Genomic DNA, 21,918 nt, shown 5'->3' with positions numbered 1-21,918 from the left:
TTCCAAGCTGTCGGACGAGTCACCTCGGTGCGGTGTCGGCCCTCGCTGCTGGCTGCGATCGCTGACCCACCCTCTCCGCCGCACCCGCGGCCCGGCGGCCGAGCCGTCATCGGCGCGCCCCCCTCCAATGCGCCGATGACGGCGCCTTCCGCGGGTAGCGTGCGCCACCGGCCCCCCACCGGAAGGAGCGCACATGCCCTCCAGACGCACCGTCCTCGCCGCCGGCGCGGGCGTCACCGCCGCCCTCGCCGCCGGCGGTCCGGCGCACGCGGACGACCGTCGTCCCGACGAACTCCTCGCCCGTATGACCCTGGAGGAGAAGGTCGGCCAGCTCTTCGTCTCGCGGGTGTACGGCCACTCGGCGACCGCGCCCGACCAGGCCGACGTCGACGCCAACCTCGGCGAACTCGGCGTACGCACGGCCGCCGAGCTGCTCGCCCGCTACCGGCTCGGCGGGATCATCTACTTCGCCTGGGCGCACAACACCCGGGACCCGCAACAGATCGCGGACCTCTCCGACGGTATCCAGCGGGCCTCCCTCCAACAGCCGCGCGGCCTGCCGGTGCTGATCTCCACCGACCAGGAGCACGGTGCCGTCTGCCGGGTGGGCCGCCCCGCCTCGCTCTTCCCGGGCGCCATGGCGATCGGTGCCGGGGGCAGCCGCGCCGACGCCCGTACCCTCGGCCGCCTCGCCGGCCGTGAGCTGCGGGCGATGGGCATCCGGCAGAACTACTCCCCCGTCGCCGACGTCAACGTGAACCCGGCCAATCCGGTCATCGGCGTCCGTTCCTTCGGCGCCGACCCGGCGGCGGTGGCCGCCCTGGTCGCGGCGGAGGCCGAGGGCTACCGGGCGGCGGGAGTGGCGGCGACCGCCAAGCACTTCCCCGGGCACGGCGACACCGCCGTCGACAGCCACACCGGCTTCCCCGTCATCACCCATTCGCGCGAGGAGTGGGAGACGCTGGACGCGGTGCCCTTCCGGGCGGCGATCGCGGCCGGCGTCGACTCCCTCATGACCGCGCACATCCTGGTCCCCGCCCTGGATGCCTCCGGGGACCCCGCCACCCTCTCCCGTCCGATCGTCACCGGCATCCTGCGCGAGAGGCTCGGCTACGACGGGGTCGTGGTCACCGACGCCCTCGACATGGCGGGCGTGCGCACCAAGTACGGCGACGACCGGGTGCCGGTGCTCGCGCTGAAGGCCGGTGTCGACCAGCTCCTCAACCCGCCGGACCTGGACGTGGCCTGGAACGCCGTCCTGAAGGCCGTCCAGGACGGGGAGCTCGCGGAGCGGCGGCTCGACGCGTCGGTCCTGCGGATCCTGCGGCTGAAGGCACGGCTGGGTCTGTTCGACGAGCCGTACGTCAGCCCGGCCGACGCGGGGCGGACGGTCGGGGCGCCGGAGCACCTCGCCGCGGCCGACCGGATCGCCGAGCGGACCACGACGCTGCTGGTCAACGAGGGACCGCTGCTGCCGCTCTCGCCCCGGACCCACCCCCGGCTCCTGGTGGTCGGTGCCGACCCGGCCTCCCCCACCGGCACCACGGGCCCGCCCACCGGTGTCCTGGCCGGCGCCCTCACCGCACTGGGGTTCAGGGCGACGGCCCTGGCCACGGGCATGGCCCCGTCGGCCGAGACGATCGCCGGGGCGGTGACGGCCGCGGGCGGGGCGGACGCCGTGGTGGTCGCGACCTACAACGTCACGGCGGCCGACGCACAGCGGACGCTGGTGCGGCAACTGGCGGCGACCGGACGGCCGGTGGTGGCGGTGGCCGTCCGCAACCCGTACGACGTGGCCCAACTCCCCTTCGTTCGCGCCTGCTTGGCCGCCTACTGCTGGACCGACGTCGAACTGCGGGCCGCCGCCCGGGTGATCGCCGGGGTGGTCGGGCCGCGCGGGAAGCTGCCGGTGCCCGTGCGGCGGGCGGACGATCCGACGCAGGTGCTGTATCCGATCGGGCACGGCCTGACGTACTAGGCGTACGCCGACCGCCGGGCGTGTCCCCCGCACCACGCGCAAAGCCTCCCGCGCGGCCTGCGTGCGCCCGGCCGGCGTGAACGGCTGATGCCGGCTGCCCCGAGAACCCGATCGGCCCCCGTGTCCATGCGGACCGTCTCCAACGTGGTCGCCGCCCGGGAGAGGGCGCGCGGGTCGGCTACACAGCTCGAGGGATGGGGCGGGACTGCGCACCACCGGTGAACGGCACGACGGCCGACCGGTATGTGAGCCGGCCGGCCGTCGGGGCCGCTGTGCGCGGCGAGTCGGTGGGTGTCACGGACGCAGCGCGGGCTCCCGCTCCACGTCCCGGACGTCCAGCTTCGCGTCGAACTTCGCCAGCGGCCGGGCCTGCGAGACGGCGGTCGGCGCGACGCCCGCCCAGGCCAGGATCCGGGCCGTGGCCAGCGCCTTCTGGTCGGCGACCAGACCGGCGACGTTCGCGCCGTGGTTCAGGCCGGGGGCCGTGAGGACATAGCTGTCCTTCGCGCCCTTGCCGAGCCGGAAGCGTTCCGCGCCCCACGGGTCGTTCTGGCCGTAGACGAAGAGCATCTGATGGGCGTTGTGCTTCACCCAGGTGTCGACGTCGCGCATCGCCGACGGCTGGAACCTCATGGTGATGTCACGCGGGACGAAGTTCCGCGGGGGCTGGTAGCCGTAGCGGATGTACTTCTTCTCGATGGACGGGAAGTGGATGGTGGGGGAGCCCAGTTGGGTGCCCGCCTGGTAGTAGTACGGGGTGTACGGGGTCAGGCCCTGGTCCGTGTAGAACGAGAAGCCCGAGATCGCGTCGATGGACGTCCAGATCTCGTCGTCCGTCGCCGTGGCCGCGTCGGCCGGGATCGACTCGCAGTCGGACAGCAGGCTGTACTGCCAGAAGCCCCAGACGTAGTCGAGTACGACGGCCTCGTAGGCGCGGTCCAGGCTGCCGATGGTGGTGAAGGTGAAGCCCTCCGCCGCCGCGTAGTCCGCGTACTTCTTCTCCAGCGGCTCACGGCGCACCAGCGCCTCGCGCTGTACGGCGTTCAGACGGTCGCGGCACTCCTTGGTGCCGACGCCCGCGAAGAAGCGGTCGTAGGCGGAGTCCTCGTCGTTGACGACGTCGTTCGGGGCCACGTAGGCCACCACGCCGTCCATGTCCTTGGGGTAGAAGCGCTCGTAGTACGTCGCCGTCATGCCGCCCTTGGAGCCGCCCGTGGAGATCCAGTTCTTGGTGTAGATCTTCTTCAGCGCCTTGAAGATGCGGTGCTGGTCGCTCGCCGCCTGCCAGATGTCCAGCTTGGACCAGTCGGCCGGGTCGGGGCGGGAAGGCGTGAAGAAGCGGTACTCCATGGAGACCTGGTTGCCGTCCACGATCTGGGTGGGCTCGCGGCGGCTGGGGGTGGTGGAGACGTTGTAGCCGCCGGTGTAGAAGACCGTGGGGCGCGCGGTGTCCTTGTGCAGCACGGTGATCCGCTGCTGGAACGTGCCCTTGGCGGGGTGCCGGTGGTCCACCGGCTGGGTGTAGTTCAGGACGAAGTAGCGGTAGCCGGGGTACGGCTTCTCCTCGACCAGGCTCATACCGGGTACGGCGAGGAGCCGGTCCTTGATGTCCGTGCCGGCGGTGGCCTTGGGCTCGGCGGCGGTGGCCGCCCCTGCCGTGGCCACCGTGCTCAAGGTGCCTATGAGCACCGTGAGCGCCAGCAGCCATCTGAGCGCCTTGCGCATGCGCGTGCACCCTCCCTGTGAGACAGATGTGCGTCGCCGGAAGCTATCGGAGCAACACCCGTCACACCAGAGGGGATTGACGTACCGCGCCGTCACGTCGCGGGTCGGCTCAGCAGAGAATCCAGCCCGAGCGGTACGAACCGCCGGCCACCGCGCCCGTCACCCGCACACACCGGTGCCCGGCGTAGACCCTGGCCGGCGGGGAACTGCGCGTGTCCTTCCGCGACTTCGACACGGCGACATGGCCGCGCGCCTGCACGCTCACCGAGATCAGCCGCTTGGTGCCGGGGTTCTTCTGGACGGTGACGGCACAGACGTAGCCGCTGCCCTTGTAGACCAGCACGGAGCCGGTGGAGAAGGGAAGGGTCCGCACCTTGCGGCCCGGGCAGGACCCGGCGGAGGTAGCGGCATGGGCGCTGCCCGGCGCGACGACGGCGAGCAGCGCCGACACGATCATCACGACCAGCCCGAGCACCAGCCGCCGGACCGCCACGCTCCTCGCACCTGTGCCCACAGACCCGCCCCTCCCACGTCCGCCGTACTCACGATCGCCGTACTGATGTACGGACGCACGACACACGCCGAATGGTTGCCCTCACACCGCCGCGGGCTCGTCCTCGCCGACGAAGGTGCGCCAGAGGCGGGCGTACCTGCCGTCCAGGGCCAGGAGGGCGTCATGGGTCCCGTCCTCGACGACCCGGCCGTGGGCTGAACCTCCCACTGTCGCCCTCACACCGCTCGGCCCTGGCGGGCCTCCCGGGCTTCGGGACGACGGCCGGACTCCGTCCGGCGCGCCGACCCGCCGCCAAGGCCACCCGGCCACCAGAGCGGCGCCTCACACCGCCGCGGGCTCGTCCTCGCCGACGAAGGTGCGCCAGAGGCGGGCGTACCTGCCGTCCAGGGCCAGGAGGGCGTCATGGGTGCCGTCCTCGACGACCCGGCCGTGATCCATCACCACGACGCGGTCCGCTCGGGCGGCGGTGGTCAGGCGGTGGGCCACGACCAGTGTGGTGCGGCGGCCGGTGAGGCGGTCCGTGGCCTGGTTGACCTGGGCTTCCGTGGCCAGGTCGAGGGCGGCCGTCGCCTCGTCGAGGAGCAGGACGTCCGGGTCGACGAGTTCGGCGCGGGCCAGCGCGATCAGCTGGCGCTGGCCGGCGGAGAGGTTGCGGCCGCGCTCGGCGACCTCGTGGAGGTAGCCGCCGTCGAGGGTGGCGATCCTCTCGTGCGCGCCGACCGACCTGGCCGCCGCCTCCACCTCGGCGTCGGTGGCGTCGGGCCGTCCGTAGGCGATGGCGTCGCGGACGGTGCCGGGGAAGAGATACGCCTCCTGCGGGACGACGCCCAGCCGGTGGCGGTACGAGGTGAGATCGAGGGCGCGCAGGTCGGTGCCGTCGACGGTGACCCGGCCGCCGGTGGGGTCGTAGAAGCGGGCCACCAGCTTGACCAGGGTCGACTTGCCCGCGCCGGTCTCGCCGACGAAGGCGACGGTCTGGCCGGCCGGGATGCGCAGCTCGATGCCGGTCAGGGCCTCTTCGGGCTCGTCGGCGGAGCCGTACTGGAAGTGCACGTCCTCGAAGGCGATCTCGCCGCGCAGCGAGAGGACCTCCTCCGGCTCGTCGGCGGACTTCGTGGAGGTCGGCTCCCGGAGCAGCTCCTGGATCCGGCCCAGGGAGACGGTCGCCTGCTGGTAGCCGTCGAAGACCTGGGAGAGCTGCTGGACGGGGGCGAAGAACAGGTCGATGTAGAGGAGGTACGCGACCAGCGCACCGGTGGTGAGGGTCGCCGCGTCCACCCGGCCGGCGCCCGCGATCAGCACCGCCGCCGCCGCGACCGACGACAGCAGCTGCACGAACGGGAAGTAGATCGAGATCAGCCACTGGCCCCGGATGCGCGCCTGGCGGTAGCTGTCGCTGCGCTCCGCGAACCGTGCCGCGCCGTCCCGCTCGCGCCCGAAGGCCTGCACGATCCGGAGCCCGGACACCGACTCCTGGAGGTCGGCGTTGACCGTCGACACCCGCTCGCGGGCCAGCTCGTACGCCTTCACGCTCGCCCGGCGGAAGAAGTACGTGGCGACGACCAGGGGCGGGAGCGTCGCGAAGACGACCAGCGCGAGCTGTATGTCGATGACCAGCAGGGCGCCCATGATGCCGAAGAAGGTGACGATCGCGACGAAGGCCGTGACCAGGCCGGTCTGCAGGAAGGTGGAGAGGGCGTCGACGTCCGTCGTCATCCTCGTCATGATGCGGCCGGTCAGTTCCCGCTCGTAGTAGTCGAGTCCGAGCCGCTGGAGCTGGGCGAAGATCTTCAGCCGGAGGGTGTAGAGGACGCGTTCGCCGGTGCGGCCGGTCATCCGGATCTCACCGGTCTGCGCGACCCACTGCACCAGTACGGAGAGCAGCGCGAGCAGCGAGGCCGCCCAGACGGCCCCCAGCGCCGCCCGGGTCACGCCCTGGTCGATGCCGTGCCGGATCATCACCGGCAGCAGCAGGCTCGTCCCGGCGTCGACGGCGACCAGAGCGAGGCTGACGAGAAGGGGCGCGCCGAAGCCGCGCAGCAGCCTGCGCAGGCCGTAGGACGCCTCCGGCCGGACCGCCTGCCGCTCGTCGACGTCGGGGGTGTCGACGAGCGGCGGCAGCGCCTCGATCTGGGCGAGCAGCTCGGGGGTGGCCGGCATCCCGGAGAGGGCGGTGTCCTTCGGCTCCCGGTCGCCGGTCCACAGCCGGGGGGTCACCCCGCGCTCGGCGTCGAACTCGGCGTCCAGTTCGTCGCGGACGGAGGTGTCCTCGCCGGGCGATGGGGATCCCCCCTCTCGAGCGAAGTCGAGAGTGGGGGAGGGCTGGGCGTGGCCGGGCGAGACCCCGCCGAGCTCGTCGGGGTCGGTGAGCAGCCGGCGGTAGAGCGCGGAGCGTTCCTGGAGCTCCTCGTGGGTGCCGAGGTCGGCGAGGCGGCCGGCGTCCAGGACGGCGATGCGGTCGGCGAGGTTGAGGGTGGAGCGGCGGTGCGCGATGAGCAGGGTCGTGCGGCCCCGCATGACCTGTTTCAGCGCCTCGTGGATCTCGTGCTCGACCGCCGCGTCCACGGCGGAGGTCGCGTCGTCGAGGACCAGCAGGCGCGGGTCGGTGAGGATCGCCCGGGCGAGCGCGACCCGCTGGCGCTGGCCGCCGGAGAGGGTGAGGCCGTGCTCGCCGACCGTCGTGTCGTAGCCGTGGGGCAGCTCGGCGATGAACCGGTCGGCCTGGGCGGCGCGGGCGGCCGCCTCGATCTGCTCCTGGGTGGCCTCGGGACGGCCGTACGCGATGTTGGCGCGGACGGTGTCGGAGAAGAGGAAGGAGTCCTCGGGGACCAGGCCGATCGCGGCCCGCAGCGAGTCGAGGGTGAGCTCGCGGACGTCGTGGCCGCCGATGAGGACGGCACCCCTGCCGACGTCGTAGAAGCGGGGCAGCAGGAGGGAGACGGTGGACTTGCCGGAGCCGGAGGAGCCCACCACCGCGAGGGTCTCGCCGGGGCGGATCTCGAAGGTGAGGCCGTCGAGGACCGGCCGGCCGGGGTCGTAGCCGAAGGTCACGTCGTCGAACTCGACGGTGGCGGGGGCGTCCGCGGGCAGTGCCTTGGTGCCGTCCTTCATCGACGGTTCGGTGTCGATCAGCTCCAGGACGCGTTCGGTGCCCGCGCGGGCCTGCTGGCCGACGGTGAGGACCACGGCGAGCATCCGTACCGGGCCGACGAGCTGGGCGAGGTAGGTGGAGAACGCGACGAAGGTGCCGAGGGTGATGTGGCCGCGCACGGCCAGCCAGCCGCCGAGCGCCAGCATGGCGACCTGGCCGAGGGCGGGGACGGCCTGGAGGGCGGGGGTGTAGGCCGAGTTCAGGCGGATCGTGCGCAGCCGGCCGGCGAAGAGCCGGCGGCCCACCTCGCGCAGTTTGCCGGTCTCCTGGTCCTCCTGGCCGAAGCCCTTCACGACCCGGACACCGCTGACGGCTCCGTCGACCACGCCCGCGACGCCCGCCGCCTGGGCCTGGGCGTACCAGGTGGCGGGGTGGAGCTTGGTACGGCTGCGCCTGGCGATGTACGCGAGGGCGGGTGCCACGGCGAGGGCGACCAGGGTGAGCGGGAGGGACAGCCAGGCCATGACGACCAGGGAGATCAGGAAGAGGAGCAGGTTCCCGATCGTCATCGGGAGCATGAAGAGCAGACCCTGGATGAGCTGGAGGTCGCTGGTGGCGCGGCCCACGACCTGGCCGGTGGACAGCTCGTCCTGGCGCCGGCCGTCGAGGCGGGTGATCGTCTCGAACATCTCGGTCCGCAGGTCGTGCTGGACGTCGAGGGCGAGGCGTCCGCCGTAGTAGCGGCGGACGTAGGTGAGGACGTAGACGAGGACGGCGGCGGCGATCAGGGCTCCGGCCCAGGGGCCCATGTCCCGGCTGTGGTCACCGATCACATCGTCGATGATCACCTTGGTGACCAGCGGGACCAGTGCCAGGACGGCCATGCCGGCGAGCGAGGAGCCGAGCGCGAGCACGACGTTCGTCGGGTGGCGCCAGGCGTACCCGGCCAGTCTGCGCGCCCAGCCTCGCTGCTGCTCCCCCTGCTGCACTGCCACGCCGGCGCCTTCCTGTCGTCCCAGTCGTCCTGGTCTGCCGGAAGGCACCAACGCCGAAGGAAGCGGATTTCATCCCTCCGCAACAATCGGGGACGTACGGTCACAGCCGGTCAGCGGCGGCCGGACGTCGTCAGACGCGTACGCGCAGCCGGTAGAAGCGGGTCGTCTGGGCCGCGTTCTGGTTGTCGTCGCTGACCAGGAGCACCTCCAGGCGGCCCTTGGCGCGGCCGGTGATCACCATGCCCTCGATGTTGTCGAGCAGCGGGTTCGGCTGGGGCTGCTTGGCGGTCGCTCCCTGTGACGGGCAGTTCACGATGTCGGCGAGGAGCGTCTTGTTCACCAGGCGCACGCCGCCCTGGCCGGTGAGGTCCGGGATGCCGCCGGTGTCCGTGGCGTGGCGGGGGTCGGCCAGGTAGAGGCGGACCGTGTTGCCGACGCCGGTGGTGAAGCCGCGCTCCAGGACGAGGAGCCGGCCGTCGGGCAGGGCCTGGACCTCGGGGACACCGAGGCCGGAGTCGGCGCGGTAGGCGTACTGGGCCGAGAGCGCGAACCCGCCGTGCTGCCGCCGCCAGGTCTGGAAACGGACGATGCCCGCGCTGTCGCCGGAGATCGCGTACTCCATCGACGCGAGGAGGGTCCGTCCGCCGGGCAGCAGCGTCAGGCCCTCGAAGGTCTGGTTGGACGTGGCGCGGCCGGCCGGGGCGACGAGGAGCGAGGACGGGACCGGGAGGCGGTCGAGGATCCTGCCGTCGCGGCTGTAGCGGCGGATGGACGGCTCGGTCTCGGAGGTGATCAGACGGGTGCCGTCACCGTCGATGGCGAGACCCTCGCTGTCGAGTGCGGCGCCGCTCTCGTCGGCGAGCGGGACGACCGACTCCGGGGCGAGGGTCTTCGCGTCCAGGCCGAAGAGCGAGGAGCGGTCGGAGAGGGCCGCGAGGGAGCCGTCCCGGTCCAGGGCGAGCGCGGAGAAGTTGCCGACGAAGGTGCCGTCGAAGGTCGTCTTGTCGAGGGCGTCGGAGAAGCCGTCGAGTGAGACGGCCGGTGAACAGGCTTTGCCCGTGGCCGTGTTGGCGACGGCGTGCGTGGCTGTGCCGGTGGCCGGGTGGGCGTTCGCGGGCCCGGCGGCGGTGAGAGTGGTGGCCGCCGCCAGGCCGGCGGTGAGGGTGGCGAGTACGGTTCGCAGGCGCATGGGCGTCACCGTAGGCCGGGTCGGTGACGTGCGGTGGGACACCGCGTAAAGGCTCGTTCAGGAGGCGGCCAGGTCCTTGTGGATGACCTTGGCGACGCCCTGAATGGTCGTGATGCCGTAGTTCATGGTGCTGTTGCCGTGGGTGAGGACGGTCATGACGTAGTCGTGGCCGCCGCCCTTGAAGGTGCCGACGCTGTGCACCCGCCAGCCGTGCGTGGCGCGCGACAGCCACCCGTTCTTGACGTGCCAGCTGACCCCGGCCGGCCTCCCGTAGGGGGTGCCCCAGCGCTGCGCGGAGACGACCTTGCCCATCAGCGTGTTGACGTAGGCGCGCGAGGCGTCGGTCAGGACCGTGTTCTTGGCGGTCAGCAGCTTCAGCAGCTTCTGCTGGTCGGTGACGGTGATCTGGGTCAGGCCCCAGTAGCCGTTCGCGCCCGGCTTGGTCTGCGTCATCTTCGCGGCCGTCAGGAAGTTCTTGATCTTCGTCGTGCCGAGCTGCTTCCACAGGGTGGAGGTGGAGGCGTTGTCCGACTTGGTGATCATGGCCGTGGCGAGGGTCTTCTCACGGCTGGTCAGCGCCCGGCCGGTCTTCTGCGCGTCCCACAGCAGCGCGGACAGGACGGTGACCTTGACGACGCTGGCCGAGTCGAAGGCGGTGGAGGCGCGCAGGGTGCAGGTGGTGTTGGTGGTGCGGTCGTAAAGGCCGACGGCGACCGTGCCCTTGCGGTTCGCCAGTGCGGCGGTGATGTCCTTCTTCAGCTTGGCCGCGAGCCCGGCCTTGGCCGACGTACAGCTCACGGTGGGGGTGGCGGCCGCGGCGGGCGCGGCGGCCGCCACCCCGGTTATGAGGACGCCGGCGGTGAGCCCGGCGCCGAGCAGTCTTCTGCTTCTTCGTGTCCGGTGAGTCATGACCTGTTGACACACAAGTTCGTACGAAAGGTTGTACGCATCGCCGAGGTTGTGTGCGTCGCGAAGGTTGCGTGCGTCACCTCGGGTGTTGGGGAAAGCCTGGGCAACGCGTTACCGCGGCCTGTGCGTTCTCACAGGCGGCGGCCAGCTCGGCCACAGCGACCACCCACAACGGCCGTACAGCATGCGCAGGGTGACATCTGCCACCGATCCACTCCCCCACCCGACCGTGCCCCCTGCCGTGTCCCCGGACCGGTCACCGCCGACGACCTCCGAGACGGCCCCCGCGGCGCCCCCGCCGGACAGGGCGCCGCGCTGGTCGCTGCCCGCGCTGATCGCGATCATGATCCTGGCGGGCGTGCTGTACTCCTGGAACCTGTCCGGGTCGAGCCTCAACAGCTTCTACAGCTCCGCGATCTACAGCGGTACGCAGAGCTGGAAGGCGTGGTTCTTCGGCTCGCTGGACGCCGGGAACTTCATCACCGTCGACAAGCCGCCGTTCGCGCTCATGATCATGGGTCTGTCCTGCCGGATCCTCGGGTTCGGCACCTGGCAGATGATGCTGCCGGAGGTCGCGGCGGCGCTGGGCACGATCTGGATCCTGCACTCCTCGGTGAAGCGGGTCTTCGGGCACGCGGCCGCCGCCGTCGCGGCCCTCGTGCTCGCGCTGACGCCGATCACCGTCGCCATCAACCGCGACAACAACCCGGACACCGTCCTCGTCCTGCTGATGGTGGCCGGCGCGGCCCTCGCCCTGCGCGCCACCCGCGACGACCGGCTGCTGCCGCTCCTCGGCTCCGCGGTCTGCTTCGGGCTCGCCTTCAACACCAAGATGCTCCAGGGCTACATCGCCCTGCCGGCCGTCTTCGCCGTGTACCTGTACGCGTCGCGGCTGGGCTGGAGGAAGAGGGCCGTGAACCTGGCGCTGGCCGCCGTGGCACTGGCCGTCGCCAGCTTCTGGTGGGCGACGGCGGTGTCCCTGGTGCCCGCCGACGACCGGCCGTACATCGGCGGTTCGACCGACGGCAGCGCCTGGGACCTGATCATGGGCTACAACGGCCTGGGCCGGGTCCTCGGCGGCGAGGGCAACGGCGGGGGCGGCGGAGGCGGCGGATCCTTCGCCGGGACCGCGGGCATCGGCCGGATGTTCAACGACGTCCTCGGCGGCCAGATCTCCTGGCTGATCCCCTTCGCGGGCATCGCGCTCGTCGCCGGCCTGGTGCTGCGCGGCCGGGCCCCGCGCACCGACCCCACCCGCGCCGCGCTGGTGCTGTGGGGCGGCTGGCTGGTGCTGCACTACCTGACCTTCGCCATGGCCGAGGGCACCATGCACCCCTACTACACGACCGCGCTCGCCCCGGGCATCGCGGCGTTGTGCGGTGGTGGCGGGGTCATGCTGTGGCGTGCCCTGCGCGGCGGTGACGCCCGCTGGTCGTGGGTGCTGCCCGCGGGGCTCGCGGTCACCGGCGTCTGGGCGATCGTGCTGCTGCGGCGCGCCACCGGCTGGAACACCTGGCTGTGGCCGGTCGTCGGTGTGGTCATGGTCCTCGCGATCGTGGGCCTGTTCGTACTGCGCTCCGCGAGCTCCGGCGTCAGGGCCCGGCTGCTCGGCGCGTCCGTCGCCGCGGCGATCGTGGCGGCCCTCGCCGGTCCGACGGCGTACGCCGCCTCGCCGGCCTTCGGTTCTTCCAGCGGCATGATGGGCGGCACCAACCCGACCGCGGGTCCGTCCACCGGTGGCGGCATGGGCGGTCCCGGCGGCGGCGGTGGCCGGGGCGGCTTCGGCGGCGGCAACGGCGGCCCCGGCGGCCAGGCGCCCGGCGGCACCCAGCAGGGCGGCCAGGCGGGCGGCGAGTTCCCCGGCGGCGGCAATGGCCAGATGACGCCGGGCGGCGGCAACGGCGAACTCCCGCAGGGCGGCGGCGCACCCAGCGGCGCGCCGAGCGGCGGCCAGGGCGGCGGCGAGAGCGGCACGGCTCCGGGCGGCGGCACCGGTGGTGGCCCCGGCGGCGGTACCGGTGGCGGCGGCGGTATGGGCGGCGGCGCCCAGGGCGGCGCCGACAGCGAGCTCATCTCGTACCTGGAGAAGCACCAGGACGGCGCCACCTGGCTGATCGCGGTCTCCAACTCGCAGAGCGCGGGCCAGATGATCCTCAGCAGCGGCAAGCCCGTCATCTCCATGTGGGGCTTCACCGGCAGCGACCAGGCGATGACCCTCGCCAAGCTCAAGGAACTGGTGAAGAAGGGCGAGCTGCACTACATCCAGCTCGGCGGCGGCGGTATGGGCGGCAACAGCAGCCTGAACCAGGAGATCACCGCCTGGGTGCAGAAGAACGGCACGGCGGTGCCGGAGAGCGCCTACAGCTCGACGTCGAGCTCCGCGTCCGGCTCGGGTTCCGCGTCCGGCTCCGGTTCCGCGTCCGCGTCCGCGTCCGGCTCGGCGACCTCCGGCTCGGACGCCTCGGGTACGGACACCTCGTCGCAGAGCAACCAGTCGACGGTCTACCGGCTGGACGCCTCGGACGTGAGCTGACCCGCACGGCCCAACGGTCCGCAGCGGCCCCCGACTTCACCGTCGGGGGCCGTTTCGTCGTAAGAAAGCGCGTTCAACTCGCGTAGACAAGGGGCAATTTGCCGGTTCCCGTCACCTGATGGACATGTCAGATTCATTGCCATGACCGCATGTGCATGTCACTCTCCCGATTGCCGCCTCCAATCAACCCGCGTAGATCGGACACCCCACATGCTGGCGACACGCATACGCCGATGGAAGTCGGTGGCGCTTGCCACCACTGCCGTCCTGGTCGGTCTCACCGCGCCCGCGCTCACCGCGACCCCCGCCGCGGCGACCACGACGGCCTACGACGCGACGTACTACAAGAACGCGGTCGGCAAGACGGGTACGAGCCTGAAGTCCTCGCTGCACACGATCATCAGCAGCCAGACGAAGATCTCGTACTCCGCGGTCTGGGACGCTCTGAAGGCCACCGACCAGGACCCGAACAACAGCAGCAACGTCATCCTGCTGTACAGCGGTGTCTCGCGAGCCAAGTCCCTCAACGGCGGTGACGTCGGCGACTGGAACCGCGAGCACACCTGGGCCAAGTCCCACGGCGACTTCGGCGAGGTGACCGGTCCGGGCACGGACCTGCACCACCTGCGTCCCGCGGACGTCCAGGTCAACAGCATCCGCGGCAACCTGGACTTCGACAACGGCGGCAGCGCGGTCACCAACGGCGGCGGCAGCACCGTCGACTCCGACTCCTTCGCGCCGCGCGCCGCGGACCGGGGCGACGTGGCCCGCATGATCCTCTACATGGCCGTGCGCTACGAGGGTGACGACGGCTTCGCCAACCTGGAGCCCAACGAGAAGGTGGGCAACGGCAGCAACCCCTACATGGGCAAGCTCTCCGTCCTCAAGGCGTGGAACGAGGCGGACCCGCCGAGCGCCTTCGAGGAGAAGCGCAACCAGGTCATCTACGACACCTACCAGCACAACCGCAACCCGTTCATCGACCACCCGGAGTGGGTCGAGGCGATCTGGTAGGACCCGCGGCGCGACCGTGGAGGGGCTGAACTTCCCGTGCCGACAGGGAGGTTCAGCCCCTCTCCGCGTGCCGGGGCACGCACGCCGGAGGAGTCGGTGTGATGGAACGACTAGTTCCCTCACACCGGTGAAGTCGGATCTTCGTCCCGGGCATGTCGGCCGGCCCGGACGCGAGGCTGGGGGCGCCTCGGCAGATCCGCCGGGAGCGATCCCGACTCCCTTCCCGGAGACGTTCATGAAGCTTCGCGCCTGGTCCTTCGCCGCCGCTCTCGCCCTGACCGCCCTCACCCTGCCTGTCCAGAGCGCCTCGGCGGCGGCCGCGGCGCCGTCCTGTCCCGACGGATCGATCTGTTTCTACAGCGGCGAGAACTTCCGCGGCAGCAGCTGGGAGTGGACCGCCCGCAGCGGCTACCGCGACATGCCGCCCGCCCTCCACGACCACGTGGGTTCCTTCGTCTCCAGTACCCGCGCCTGTTTCATCAACTGGGGCCCGGTGGAGAAGCGGAACGTCTTCAACGCCGACTACCGCACCCGCTACCTGGGCGACTTCGGAGGCCGGATCGACGCGGTGGGCCCGGGCGCCTGCTGAGCCCTACCGCTCGCCCTCGCCGCGGGGAGCGCCGTACCAACGCCACCGGGTGAGACGCGCCTGCCCCGGGAGCTCTCCCCGGCCGGTGGCCCACAGCAGGGTGGGCCACCGGTCGGTGCCGGCCGGGGCGTCCGGGAAGAGCCTCGCCAGCACCCGGTCGCACAGTCCGGCGTCCGGCTCCCACCGGAGACCGAGCCCCTCGGCGACGTCGTGCAGATGCACCAGCGTCTCGACGACCCCCATGGCGGCGAACCCCTCGGGGTCGGAGACGCCGAAGACGTGGTGCGCCCTGACGCCCGCCGGCGTCGTCCGCACCATGGCGGTCAGCAGCGCCCCGCAGGCCTCCAGCACCTGCGCGAGTCCGGCCGCCCCGGCCGTCCGGTCGGCGAAGACGACGTTCGCCGGCGCGCCGGGCCGCTCCGCGCGCCACACGAAGGGCACCTCGGTGTCCGACGGCCCGCCCCGAGGGCCCAGTTGGGCGGCGTAGGCGAACAGGTCGTCGGCCAGATGCTCGACGGTCTCCCAGCAACTCCAGTCCAGGGAACCGGCCTTGGCGTCCCAGTCGGCCGCATCGGCCCCGCGCAGGGCGGCCACCGCCGACCGGACCGCCTCCTGCACGTCGTCGGCGGTGACGGGGCCGGGTGATCCGTGTGCTTCAGACATGGCGGGACCGTATCAACGGCCTTGCCTAGGACAGGTGCGTGGGCGCGAACATCCGCAGCACCGCCGGGAGGAGGACCACCGAGGGGCCGGGCGTGGACAAGGCCTTCGCCAGGTCCGCCTCCAGGGTCTGCGCAGACGTCCGCACCCCCGGTACCCCGAAGGACTCCGCCAGGGCCACGTAGTCCGGCCGGGTCAGTTCGGTGGCCGTGGGCTCGCCGAAGGCGTCGGTCATGTACTCGCGCAGGATGCCGTAACCGCCGTCGTCGACGATCAGCCAGGTGACGTTCAGGTCGTACTGCCGGGCCGTCGCCAGCTCCGCGATCGAGTACAGGGCGCCGCCGTCCCCCGACACCGCCAGCACCGGGCGGGTCGGGTCGGCCGCCGCCGCGCCCAGCGCCGCCGGGAAGCCGTAGCCCAGGCCGCCCGCGCCCTGGGCCGAGTGCATGTGGTTGGGGCCCTTCGCGTCGAAGGCCGACCAGGCCCAGTAGGCGAGGATGGTCATGTCCCAGAAGGACGGGGAGTCGGCCGGGAGCGCCTTGCGGACCGACGCCAACACCTCCTGCTCCAGGGTGAGTTCCTGGGCGGCGAGGCGCTCGGCGACCTTCGTGAGGACCTCGCGGACGCGCTCGGCGGCCTCCGGCCGGGCCCGCTCCGCCACCGGCTCCACCGTCTCGAGCAGCGCCTGCAACGCCAGTCGCGCGTCCGCGTGGATGCCGAGCGCCGGATGGTTCGACTCCAGCTTCCCCAGGTCCGCCTCGATCTGGACGACCCGGCCCCGCGGCTTGAACGTGTGGTAGTTGGAGGAGAGTTCGCCGAGCCCGGAGCCGACGACCAGCAGTACGTCCGCGTCCTCGAGGAAGTCCGTGGTGTGCCGGTCCTCGATCCAGGACTGGAGCGAGAGGGGGTGCGTCCAGGGGAAGGCGCCCTTGCCGCCGGGCGTGGTGACCACCGGGGCCTGCAAGGCCTCCGCCAGCTGCTTCAGCTTGCCCGAGGCGTCCGACCGTACGACTCCGCCGCCCGCGATGATCGCCGGGCGGGCCGCCTTCGACAGCAGGTCGGCCGCCACGGCGGTCAGTTCGGGGCGCGGCGGCAGCTCTTCGGGGAAGGCGTCGCCGCCGGTGACCACCGGGATCCGCGTCTGGCCGAGGAGCACGTCCTGCGGGATCTCCACCCACACCGGGCCGTGCGGCACGCTCAGCGCGGACTTCCAGGCCGCCTCGATCGCGGACGGGATCTGCGACTGGGTGCGGACGGTGTGGACCGACTTCACCACGCCACGGAACGAGGCCGCCTGGTCGGGCAGTTCGTGCAGATAGCCGTGGCGGCCGCCGCCCAGGCCGGCGGTCGGGATCTGACTGCTGATCGCCAGCACCGGTGCCGAGGCGGCCGCCGCCTCCTGGAGCGCCGCGAGCGAGGTCAGCGCGCCCGGACCCGTCGACAGCAGCAGCGGGGCCGCCTCGCCGGTGATCCGGCCGTACGCGTCCGCCGCGAACCCCGCGTTGTTCTCCACCCGCAGGCCGATGTACCGCAGCGAGGAGCGGCGCAGCGCGTCGAACATGCCGAGCGCGTGCTGGCCGGGCAGCCCGAAGACGGTGGTCGCGCCGAGCCCGGCCAGGGTCTCCACGACCAGGTCTCCGCCCGAGCGGCCGGCGGGAGGGTTCAGAGCAGCGTCGATCTGCGCCTGAGTCGGCCGGAGCACCAGGTCGTGGTCGTGAGTCACTTCGCGCGAGCCTCGGCAATCTGTCGGGACATGATCGTGGTCAGTTCGTACGCCGTGTGGGACGCGGCCACCGACGTGATCTCCGCGTGATCGTACGCGGGGGCCACCTCGACGACGTCCGCCGAGACCAGGTTGCACGAGGCCAGGCCGCGCAGGATCTCCAGGAGTTCGCGCGAGGTCATGCCGCCCGCCTCCGGGGTCCCGGTGCCGGGGGCGTGCGCCGGGTCGAGGCAGTCGATGTCGATGGAGATGTAGAGGGGGCGGTCGCCGATGCGCTGCCGCAGCTGGTCGGCGACCTCGTCGGCACCGCGCCGGTACACGTCCGCCGAGGTGACGATGCCGAAGCCGAGCTTCTCGTCGTCGGTCAGGTCCTGCTTGCCGTACAGCGGGCCGCGGGTGCCGACGTGGGAGAGGGCCTCGGTGTCGAGGATGCCCTCCTCCACGGCCCGGCGGAACGGCGTGCCGTGGGTGTACTCCGCACCGAAGTACGTGTCCCAGGTGTCGAGGTGCGCGTCGAAGTGGAGCAGGGCCACGGGTCCGTGCTTCTTCGCGACCGAGCGCAGCAGCGGCAGCGCGATGGTGTGGTCGCCGCCCAGGGTCATCAGGCGGGCTCCGGTGCCGAGCAGGTCGTCGGCCGCCGCCTCGATCGTCTCCACGGCCTCGTGGATGTTGAACGGGTTCACCGCGATGTCGCCGCCGTCCGCCACCTGGGCGAGGGCGAAGGGGGACGCGTCCTGCGCCGGGTTGTACGGCCGCAGCAGCCGGGACGCCTCGCGGATCGCGTTGCCGCCGAAGCGGGCGCCCGGCCGGTACGAGACGCCCGAGTCGAACGGCACGCCCACCACGGCGACGTCGGCGCGGCCGACCTCGTCGAGGCGGGGCAGCCGGGCGAAGGTCGCGGGGCCGGCGTACCGCGGGACGCGGGAGGAGTCGACGGGGCCGCGGGGCGTCTCGTTGCCACTCATGGAAATGCTCTCTTTCTTACGCTTCGTCGCGTATGTACTACTACTCGTACGACTGTACTGGGACGTCTACCGGGACACCGGGACGGGGGAGGTTCCGGCCGTCTCGGGGGTCCGTCCGGCCAGTCGCTCGCGCCAGGCGGCCAGTACGGCGGGGTCGGTGGCCGGGGTCGCCAGGGACACGGCGAGGTAGGCGGCCAGGGAGGCGAGGAGGCCGTAGTAGACCGGCTCGTTGGCGAGGATGCCGTAGCCGGCCATCAGGCCGATCACCGCGACGCCGCCGGCCACGACGGAGGCGAGGGCGCCCTGGACCGTGCCGCGCTTCCAGAGCAGTCCGCCGAGGATGGGCACCAGCAGTCCGCCGACGAGCAGGTTGTACGCCACCGTCAGCGCCTCGACGACGTTGTTCAGGGCGATCGCCGTGACGATCACCGCGACGCCCATCAGGAGGATGAACAGGCGGTTGCCCCTGACCTCGTCGCGCTCCTCGCCGTCGGCGCCGGCGACGCCCCGCAGCCGGGACCAGATGTCGTTGTTGGCGACGGTCGCGCAGGCGATCAGCGCGCCGGACGAGGTCGACATCACCGCGGCGAGCGCGGCGGCCAGCACCAGTCCCCGCACGCCGACCGGGAGTTCGTCCTTGACGATCGTCGCGAAGGCGGCGTCGGCGGAGGCGAGGTTCGGGTAGAGCACCTTGGCCGCGGTGCCGATGACGGCGCCGGCGAGGGCGTACACGAGGCAGTAGGTGCCCGCGACCGTGCCGCCCCACTTCGCCGTCCGGTCGCCGCGGGCGGTGAACACGCGCTGCCAGATGTCCTGGCCGATGAGCATGCCGAACGTGTAGATCAGCACGTAGGTGAAGATGGTCTCGCCGCCGATGCCCAGCGGGTCGAAGTAGCCGGTCGGCAGCATCGCCCTCATCTCGCCGAAGCCGCCCGCCCTGACCACCGCGATCGGCAGCAGCAGCAGGAGCACGCCGATCGTCTTCACCACGAACTGCACCATGTCGGTGAGGGTGATCGACCACATGCCGCCGAGCGTCGAGTACGCGACGACGATCGAGCCGCCGAGGACGATCGCGACGGTCCTGTTCATGTCGAAGAGGACGTCGAAGATGGTGGCGTAGGCGATGGTCGACGTCACGGCGAGCATCAGGGTGTACGCCCACATGACCACGCCCGAGATCACACCGGCCCGGCCGCCGTAGCGCAGGTCCAGCATCTCGGAGACCGTGTAGACCTTGAGGCGGGCGATCCGGGCCGAGAAGAAGACGGAGAGGGCGAGCAGCCCCAGGCCGATGGTGAACACCATCCAGGCGCCGGACAGCCCGTACTGGTATCCCAGACCCACGCCACCGATGGTGGACGCGCCGCCGAGGACGATCGCCGCCATGGTGCCGGAGTACATGACGGGCCCGAGGCGGCGCCCGGCGACGAGGAACTCGCTCTTCGAGCGGGCGCGGCGCATGCCCCACCAGCCCATGGCCAGCATGCCGGCCAGATAGACGGCGATCACGGTGTAGTCGACGGCCATGGGGGCCCACCCTTCTCGATGGCTGAGGTGGTTCGGGAGTTGACCCTAGGTGGCCGAAAAGTGCCCTGGAAGTGTACGTTTCATCCACTCGATCCGTGCCCAGTGGAGGGAACGTCCATAGTGCCGGAGCCCGCTGTACCTCCCGTGGCCCCCGCCGTACCACCCACCCCATCGGTCCCGCTCGCCGCCCTGCTGGCCCGCGAGGACCTCGCCCTGCGGCAGATCGCCGGGCCCGCCGATCCCGGCACCGTGCTGCACGGGGCACACACCTCGGAGATGGCCGACCCGTACCCGTACCTGCTGGGCGGCGAGCTGCTGCTGACGGCGGGCGTGCACATCCCGGAGGCGGCCGGGTCGGGAACATACTTCGACGACTACGTCTCGCGGATCGTCGCCGCGGGCGGCGCGGCGCTCGGGTTCGGGGTCGCGCCGGTGCACGACACCGTACCGAGGGCGCTGGTCGCCGCCTGCGAGGCGTACGAGCTGCCGCTCCTGGAGGTGCCGCCGCAGACGACGTTCTCGGCCGTGGCCCGCGCGGTCTGGCAGCTGATGGAACGGGCCCGCACCGCCGAGCTGCGCCGGGTGACCGAGGCCCAGCAGAGCCTCGCGGCCGCCGCTTCCCGCCCGGACCCGGTCCCGTCCGTCCTGCGGCAGCTCGCCCAGCGGGTCGGGGGGCGCGCGGTGCTGTACGGGCCGGAGGGGACGGAGATCGCGGGGGCGGGGCGGACGTCCGCGGACGCCCCCCTCGCCGGGCTCGCCCGCCTCCTCCTCTCCCGCGCCTCCGTCACCGCCAGCGACACCGCCCCCGACGGGACCCAGCTCGCCGCCTACGCGCTCGGGGCCGGCCGCGGGTTCGTGCTCGGGGTGGCGGCCCCCCGGCGGGACCCCGGGGACCACACCATCGCCTCCGTCGCCGCCGTCCTGCTCTCGCTCCTCACCGGCGAACACCAGAGCGGCTCGGGGGCCGCCCGCTCGTCGGCGCTCGTGCGGCTGCTGCTGGGGGCCGCGCCCGCCGAGGTGGCCCCGCTGCTGGGGGGCGAGCGGTGGTTCGTCGTGCACGCCCGTCCAGACGCGCAGGCCGTCGACCCGGTGGCGGCCTCCGCGCTGGGCGCCGGCCTCGGATCACCGCTGGTCGACCTCGCGCACGACGTCGTACGGGTCCTCGTCCCGGCCGACGGCCCGCCGCAGCCGCAGCCGGGCTGGGCCCTCGGCGTCAGCGCGGACGCGGCCCCCGCCGACTGGCCGGCCGCCGACGCGCAGGCGGCCCGCGCGCTGGCCCGGGCGCGCGCCACCCGCACGGCGCTCGTCCGGCACGGCTCCGGGGCCGGACTGCGGGACCTGGTGCCCGACGACGAGGCCCGGGCCCACGCCCGGGCGCTCCTCGCCCCGATCCGGGCGGGCGCAGCGAGCGCCGCGCTGCTCGAGACGCTGCGCACCTGGCTCTCCCTGCACGGCAGTTGGGACCGTACGGCGGTGGCGCTGTCCGTGCACCGCAACACCGTGCGGCAGCGGATCGCCCGCTGCGCGGCCCTGTTGGGGACCGACCTGGACGATCCGGACGTCCGGATGGAGCTGTGGTTCGCCCTGAAACAACAGTGAGTGACGCGTGTCCCAGCGTCCGGAACAGCACAGACGCGCACCGCCCGCTGCCTCACAATGGAAACCATGCCGATACCCGGGACGCCCAGCCGCGCCGAACTCGTCGACCACCTCGTCAGAACCCGTATCGCCGGGGACGTCGCCACGCCCCGCGAGAACAACCTCTCCCACTACCGCCAGCTCGCCAACGGTGTCCGCAACTTCTGGCTCGGCCTGGAACTCGGCGACCGCTGGACCGACGAGCAGGACGTGCTCGCGGTGATGGCCGAGCGGGTCGGCGTGAACGACGATCCCGAGTACCGCTACGGCCAGGACACCATCGACCCCGAGCTGACGGTCGACGGCCTGGACCGGCTCGCGGCCCGGCTGCGCAAGGCGGCCGAGGGACGCCAGCGGGTCCTCTTCGCCACCGGCCACCCCGGTGGTCTCCTCGACGTGCACCGGGCCACCGCCGCCGCCCTGCGCGCGGCCGGCTGCGAGATCGTCGTCATCCCGGAGGGGCTCCAGACGGACGAGGGGTACGTCTGGCAGCTGGCCGACGTGGCGGTCCTCGAACACGGCGCCACGCTCTGGCACACCCACTCGGGCGAGCCGATGAAGGCCATCCTCACCGCGCTCGAACGCGACGGCCGGCCGCTGCCCGACCTGGTCGTCGCCGACCACGGCTGGGCGGGCTACGCCGGGCAGCACGGCGTCGACTCCGTCGGTTACGCCGACTGCAACGACCCGGCGCTGTTCATCGCCGAGTCGGAGGGCACCGTCCAGGTGGCGGTCCCCCTCGACGACCACGTCGTCAGCCCGCGCCACTACGACGTGATGACGGCGTACCTGCTGGCGGAGGCGGGACTGACCGACTAGGGCCTGGTCCGGCCGGGGAGCGATCCCCGGGGCGCCGCACGCGCGG

The 21,918-nt window shown here is 72.2% G+C and carries 16 protein-coding genes; 6 read left to right on the top strand and 10 right to left on the bottom strand.

Features of this window, described 5'->3' with window-relative positions:
- Window positions 1–193 precede the first annotated feature (193 nt).
- Window positions 194–1,978, top strand: a complete 1,785-nt coding sequence (locus tag OG933_RS27695) for a glycoside hydrolase family 3 protein (protein WP_405629330.1) — start codon at window positions 194–196, stop codon at window positions 1,976–1,978.
- Between the two features lie 294 nt (window positions 1,979–2,272).
- Here OG933_RS27695 and OG933_RS27690 read toward each other — a convergent pair whose 3' ends face one another.
- The 6 genes from OG933_RS27690 to OG933_RS27665 form a co-directional block, all read right to left on the bottom strand.
- On the bottom strand, window positions 2,273–3,703 hold the full coding sequence (locus OG933_RS27690) for a S28 family serine protease (protein ID WP_405629328.1): 1,431 nt from the start codon (window positions 3,701–3,703) through the stop codon (window positions 2,273–2,275).
- A gap of 109 nt (window positions 3,704–3,812) precedes the next feature.
- Window positions 3,813–4,160 (bottom strand): hypothetical protein, encoded by a 348-nt coding sequence (locus OG933_RS27685; protein ID WP_362525582.1) that lies wholly within the window; start codon window positions 4,158–4,160, stop codon window positions 3,813–3,815.
- A 138-nt stretch (window positions 4,161–4,298) separates the two neighbouring features.
- Window positions 4,299–4,424, bottom strand: a complete 126-nt coding sequence (locus OG933_RS27680) for a hypothetical protein (RefSeq protein WP_362525509.1) — start codon at window positions 4,422–4,424, stop codon at window positions 4,299–4,301.
- Window positions 4,425–4,538: 114 nt separating this feature from the next.
- On the bottom strand, window positions 4,539–8,303 hold the full coding sequence (locus tag OG933_RS27675) for an ABC transporter ATP-binding protein (RefSeq protein ID WP_405629327.1): 3,765 nt from the start codon (window positions 8,301–8,303) through the stop codon (window positions 4,539–4,541).
- A gap of 130 nt (window positions 8,304–8,433) precedes the next feature.
- Window positions 8,434–9,492 carry an esterase-like activity of phytase family protein gene (locus tag OG933_RS27670; protein WP_405629326.1) on the bottom strand — a complete coding sequence of 353 codons (1,059 nt, stop codon included), beginning with the start codon at window positions 9,490–9,492 and terminating at the stop codon, window positions 8,434–8,436.
- A gap of 57 nt (window positions 9,493–9,549) precedes the next feature.
- Window positions 9,550–10,401, bottom strand: a complete 852-nt coding sequence (locus tag OG933_RS27665; protein ID WP_405629324.1) for a serine hydrolase — start codon at window positions 10,399–10,401, stop codon at window positions 9,550–9,552.
- Window positions 10,402–10,594: 193 nt separating this feature from the next.
- Between OG933_RS27665 and OG933_RS27660 the strand changes: the two genes are divergently transcribed.
- From OG933_RS27660 to OG933_RS27650, 3 genes are all read left to right on the top strand, one after another.
- Window positions 10,595–12,934: a glycosyltransferase family 39 protein gene (locus OG933_RS27660; protein ID WP_405629323.1), complete on the top strand. Its 2,340-nt coding sequence runs from the start codon at window positions 10,595–10,597 to the stop codon at window positions 12,932–12,934.
- 210 nt (window positions 12,935–13,144) lie between these two features.
- Complete coding sequence (locus OG933_RS27655) at window positions 13,145–13,948, top strand: endonuclease I family protein (RefSeq protein WP_028807161.1); 804 nt, start codon at window positions 13,145–13,147, stop codon at window positions 13,946–13,948.
- A 235-nt stretch (window positions 13,949–14,183) separates the two neighbouring features.
- Window positions 14,184–14,537, top strand: coding sequence for a peptidase inhibitor family I36 protein (locus OG933_RS27650; RefSeq protein ID WP_405629321.1), 354 nt, complete (start codon window positions 14,184–14,186; stop codon window positions 14,535–14,537).
- Between the two features lie 3 nt (window positions 14,538–14,540).
- Here the strand turns inward: OG933_RS27650 and OG933_RS27645 are convergent, their stop codons facing one another.
- From OG933_RS27645 to OG933_RS27630, 4 genes are all read right to left on the bottom strand, one after another.
- The gene (locus OG933_RS27645) at window positions 14,541–15,200 is read right to left on the bottom strand and encodes a hypothetical protein (RefSeq protein WP_405629319.1); all 660 of its coding nucleotides are present in this window, start codon (window positions 15,198–15,200) and stop codon (window positions 14,541–14,543) included.
- A 25-nt stretch (window positions 15,201–15,225) separates the two neighbouring features.
- On the bottom strand, window positions 15,226–16,920 hold the full coding sequence (locus tag OG933_RS27640) for a thiamine pyrophosphate-binding protein (protein ID WP_405629317.1): 1,695 nt from the start codon (window positions 16,918–16,920) through the stop codon (window positions 15,226–15,228).
- The gene (gene speB / locus OG933_RS27635) at window positions 16,917–17,885 is read right to left on the bottom strand and encodes an agmatinase (protein ID WP_054240122.1); all 969 of its coding nucleotides are present in this window, start codon (window positions 17,883–17,885) and stop codon (window positions 16,917–16,919) included. Before speB ends, OG933_RS27640 begins: the two co-directional genes overlap by 4 nt.
- 66 nt (window positions 17,886–17,951) lie before the next feature.
- Window positions 17,952–19,415: a sodium:solute symporter gene (locus OG933_RS27630; RefSeq protein ID WP_405629315.1), complete on the bottom strand. Its 1,464-nt coding sequence runs from the start codon at window positions 19,413–19,415 to the stop codon at window positions 17,952–17,954.
- 120 nt (window positions 19,416–19,535) lie between these two features.
- Between OG933_RS27630 and OG933_RS27625 the strand changes: the two genes are divergently transcribed.
- Window positions 19,536–21,014 (top strand): helix-turn-helix domain-containing protein, encoded by a 1,479-nt coding sequence (locus OG933_RS27625; RefSeq protein WP_405629313.1) that lies wholly within the window; start codon window positions 19,536–19,538, stop codon window positions 21,012–21,014.
- A gap of 66 nt (window positions 21,015–21,080) precedes the next feature.
- Window positions 21,081–21,872, top strand: a complete 792-nt coding sequence (locus OG933_RS27620; protein WP_405629311.1) for a phosphatase — start codon at window positions 21,081–21,083, stop codon at window positions 21,870–21,872.
- The last annotated feature ends 46 nt before the right edge of the window (window positions 21,873–21,918 follow it).

The organism is Streptomyces sp. NBC_00016, from assembly GCF_045040885.1.
GTDB lineage: Bacteria > Actinomycetota > Actinomycetes > Streptomycetales > Streptomycetaceae > Streptomyces > Streptomyces coriariae.
Note: the sequence above shows the minus strand (reverse complement) of the source record. Positions and strands in the feature narration are given on the sequence as shown.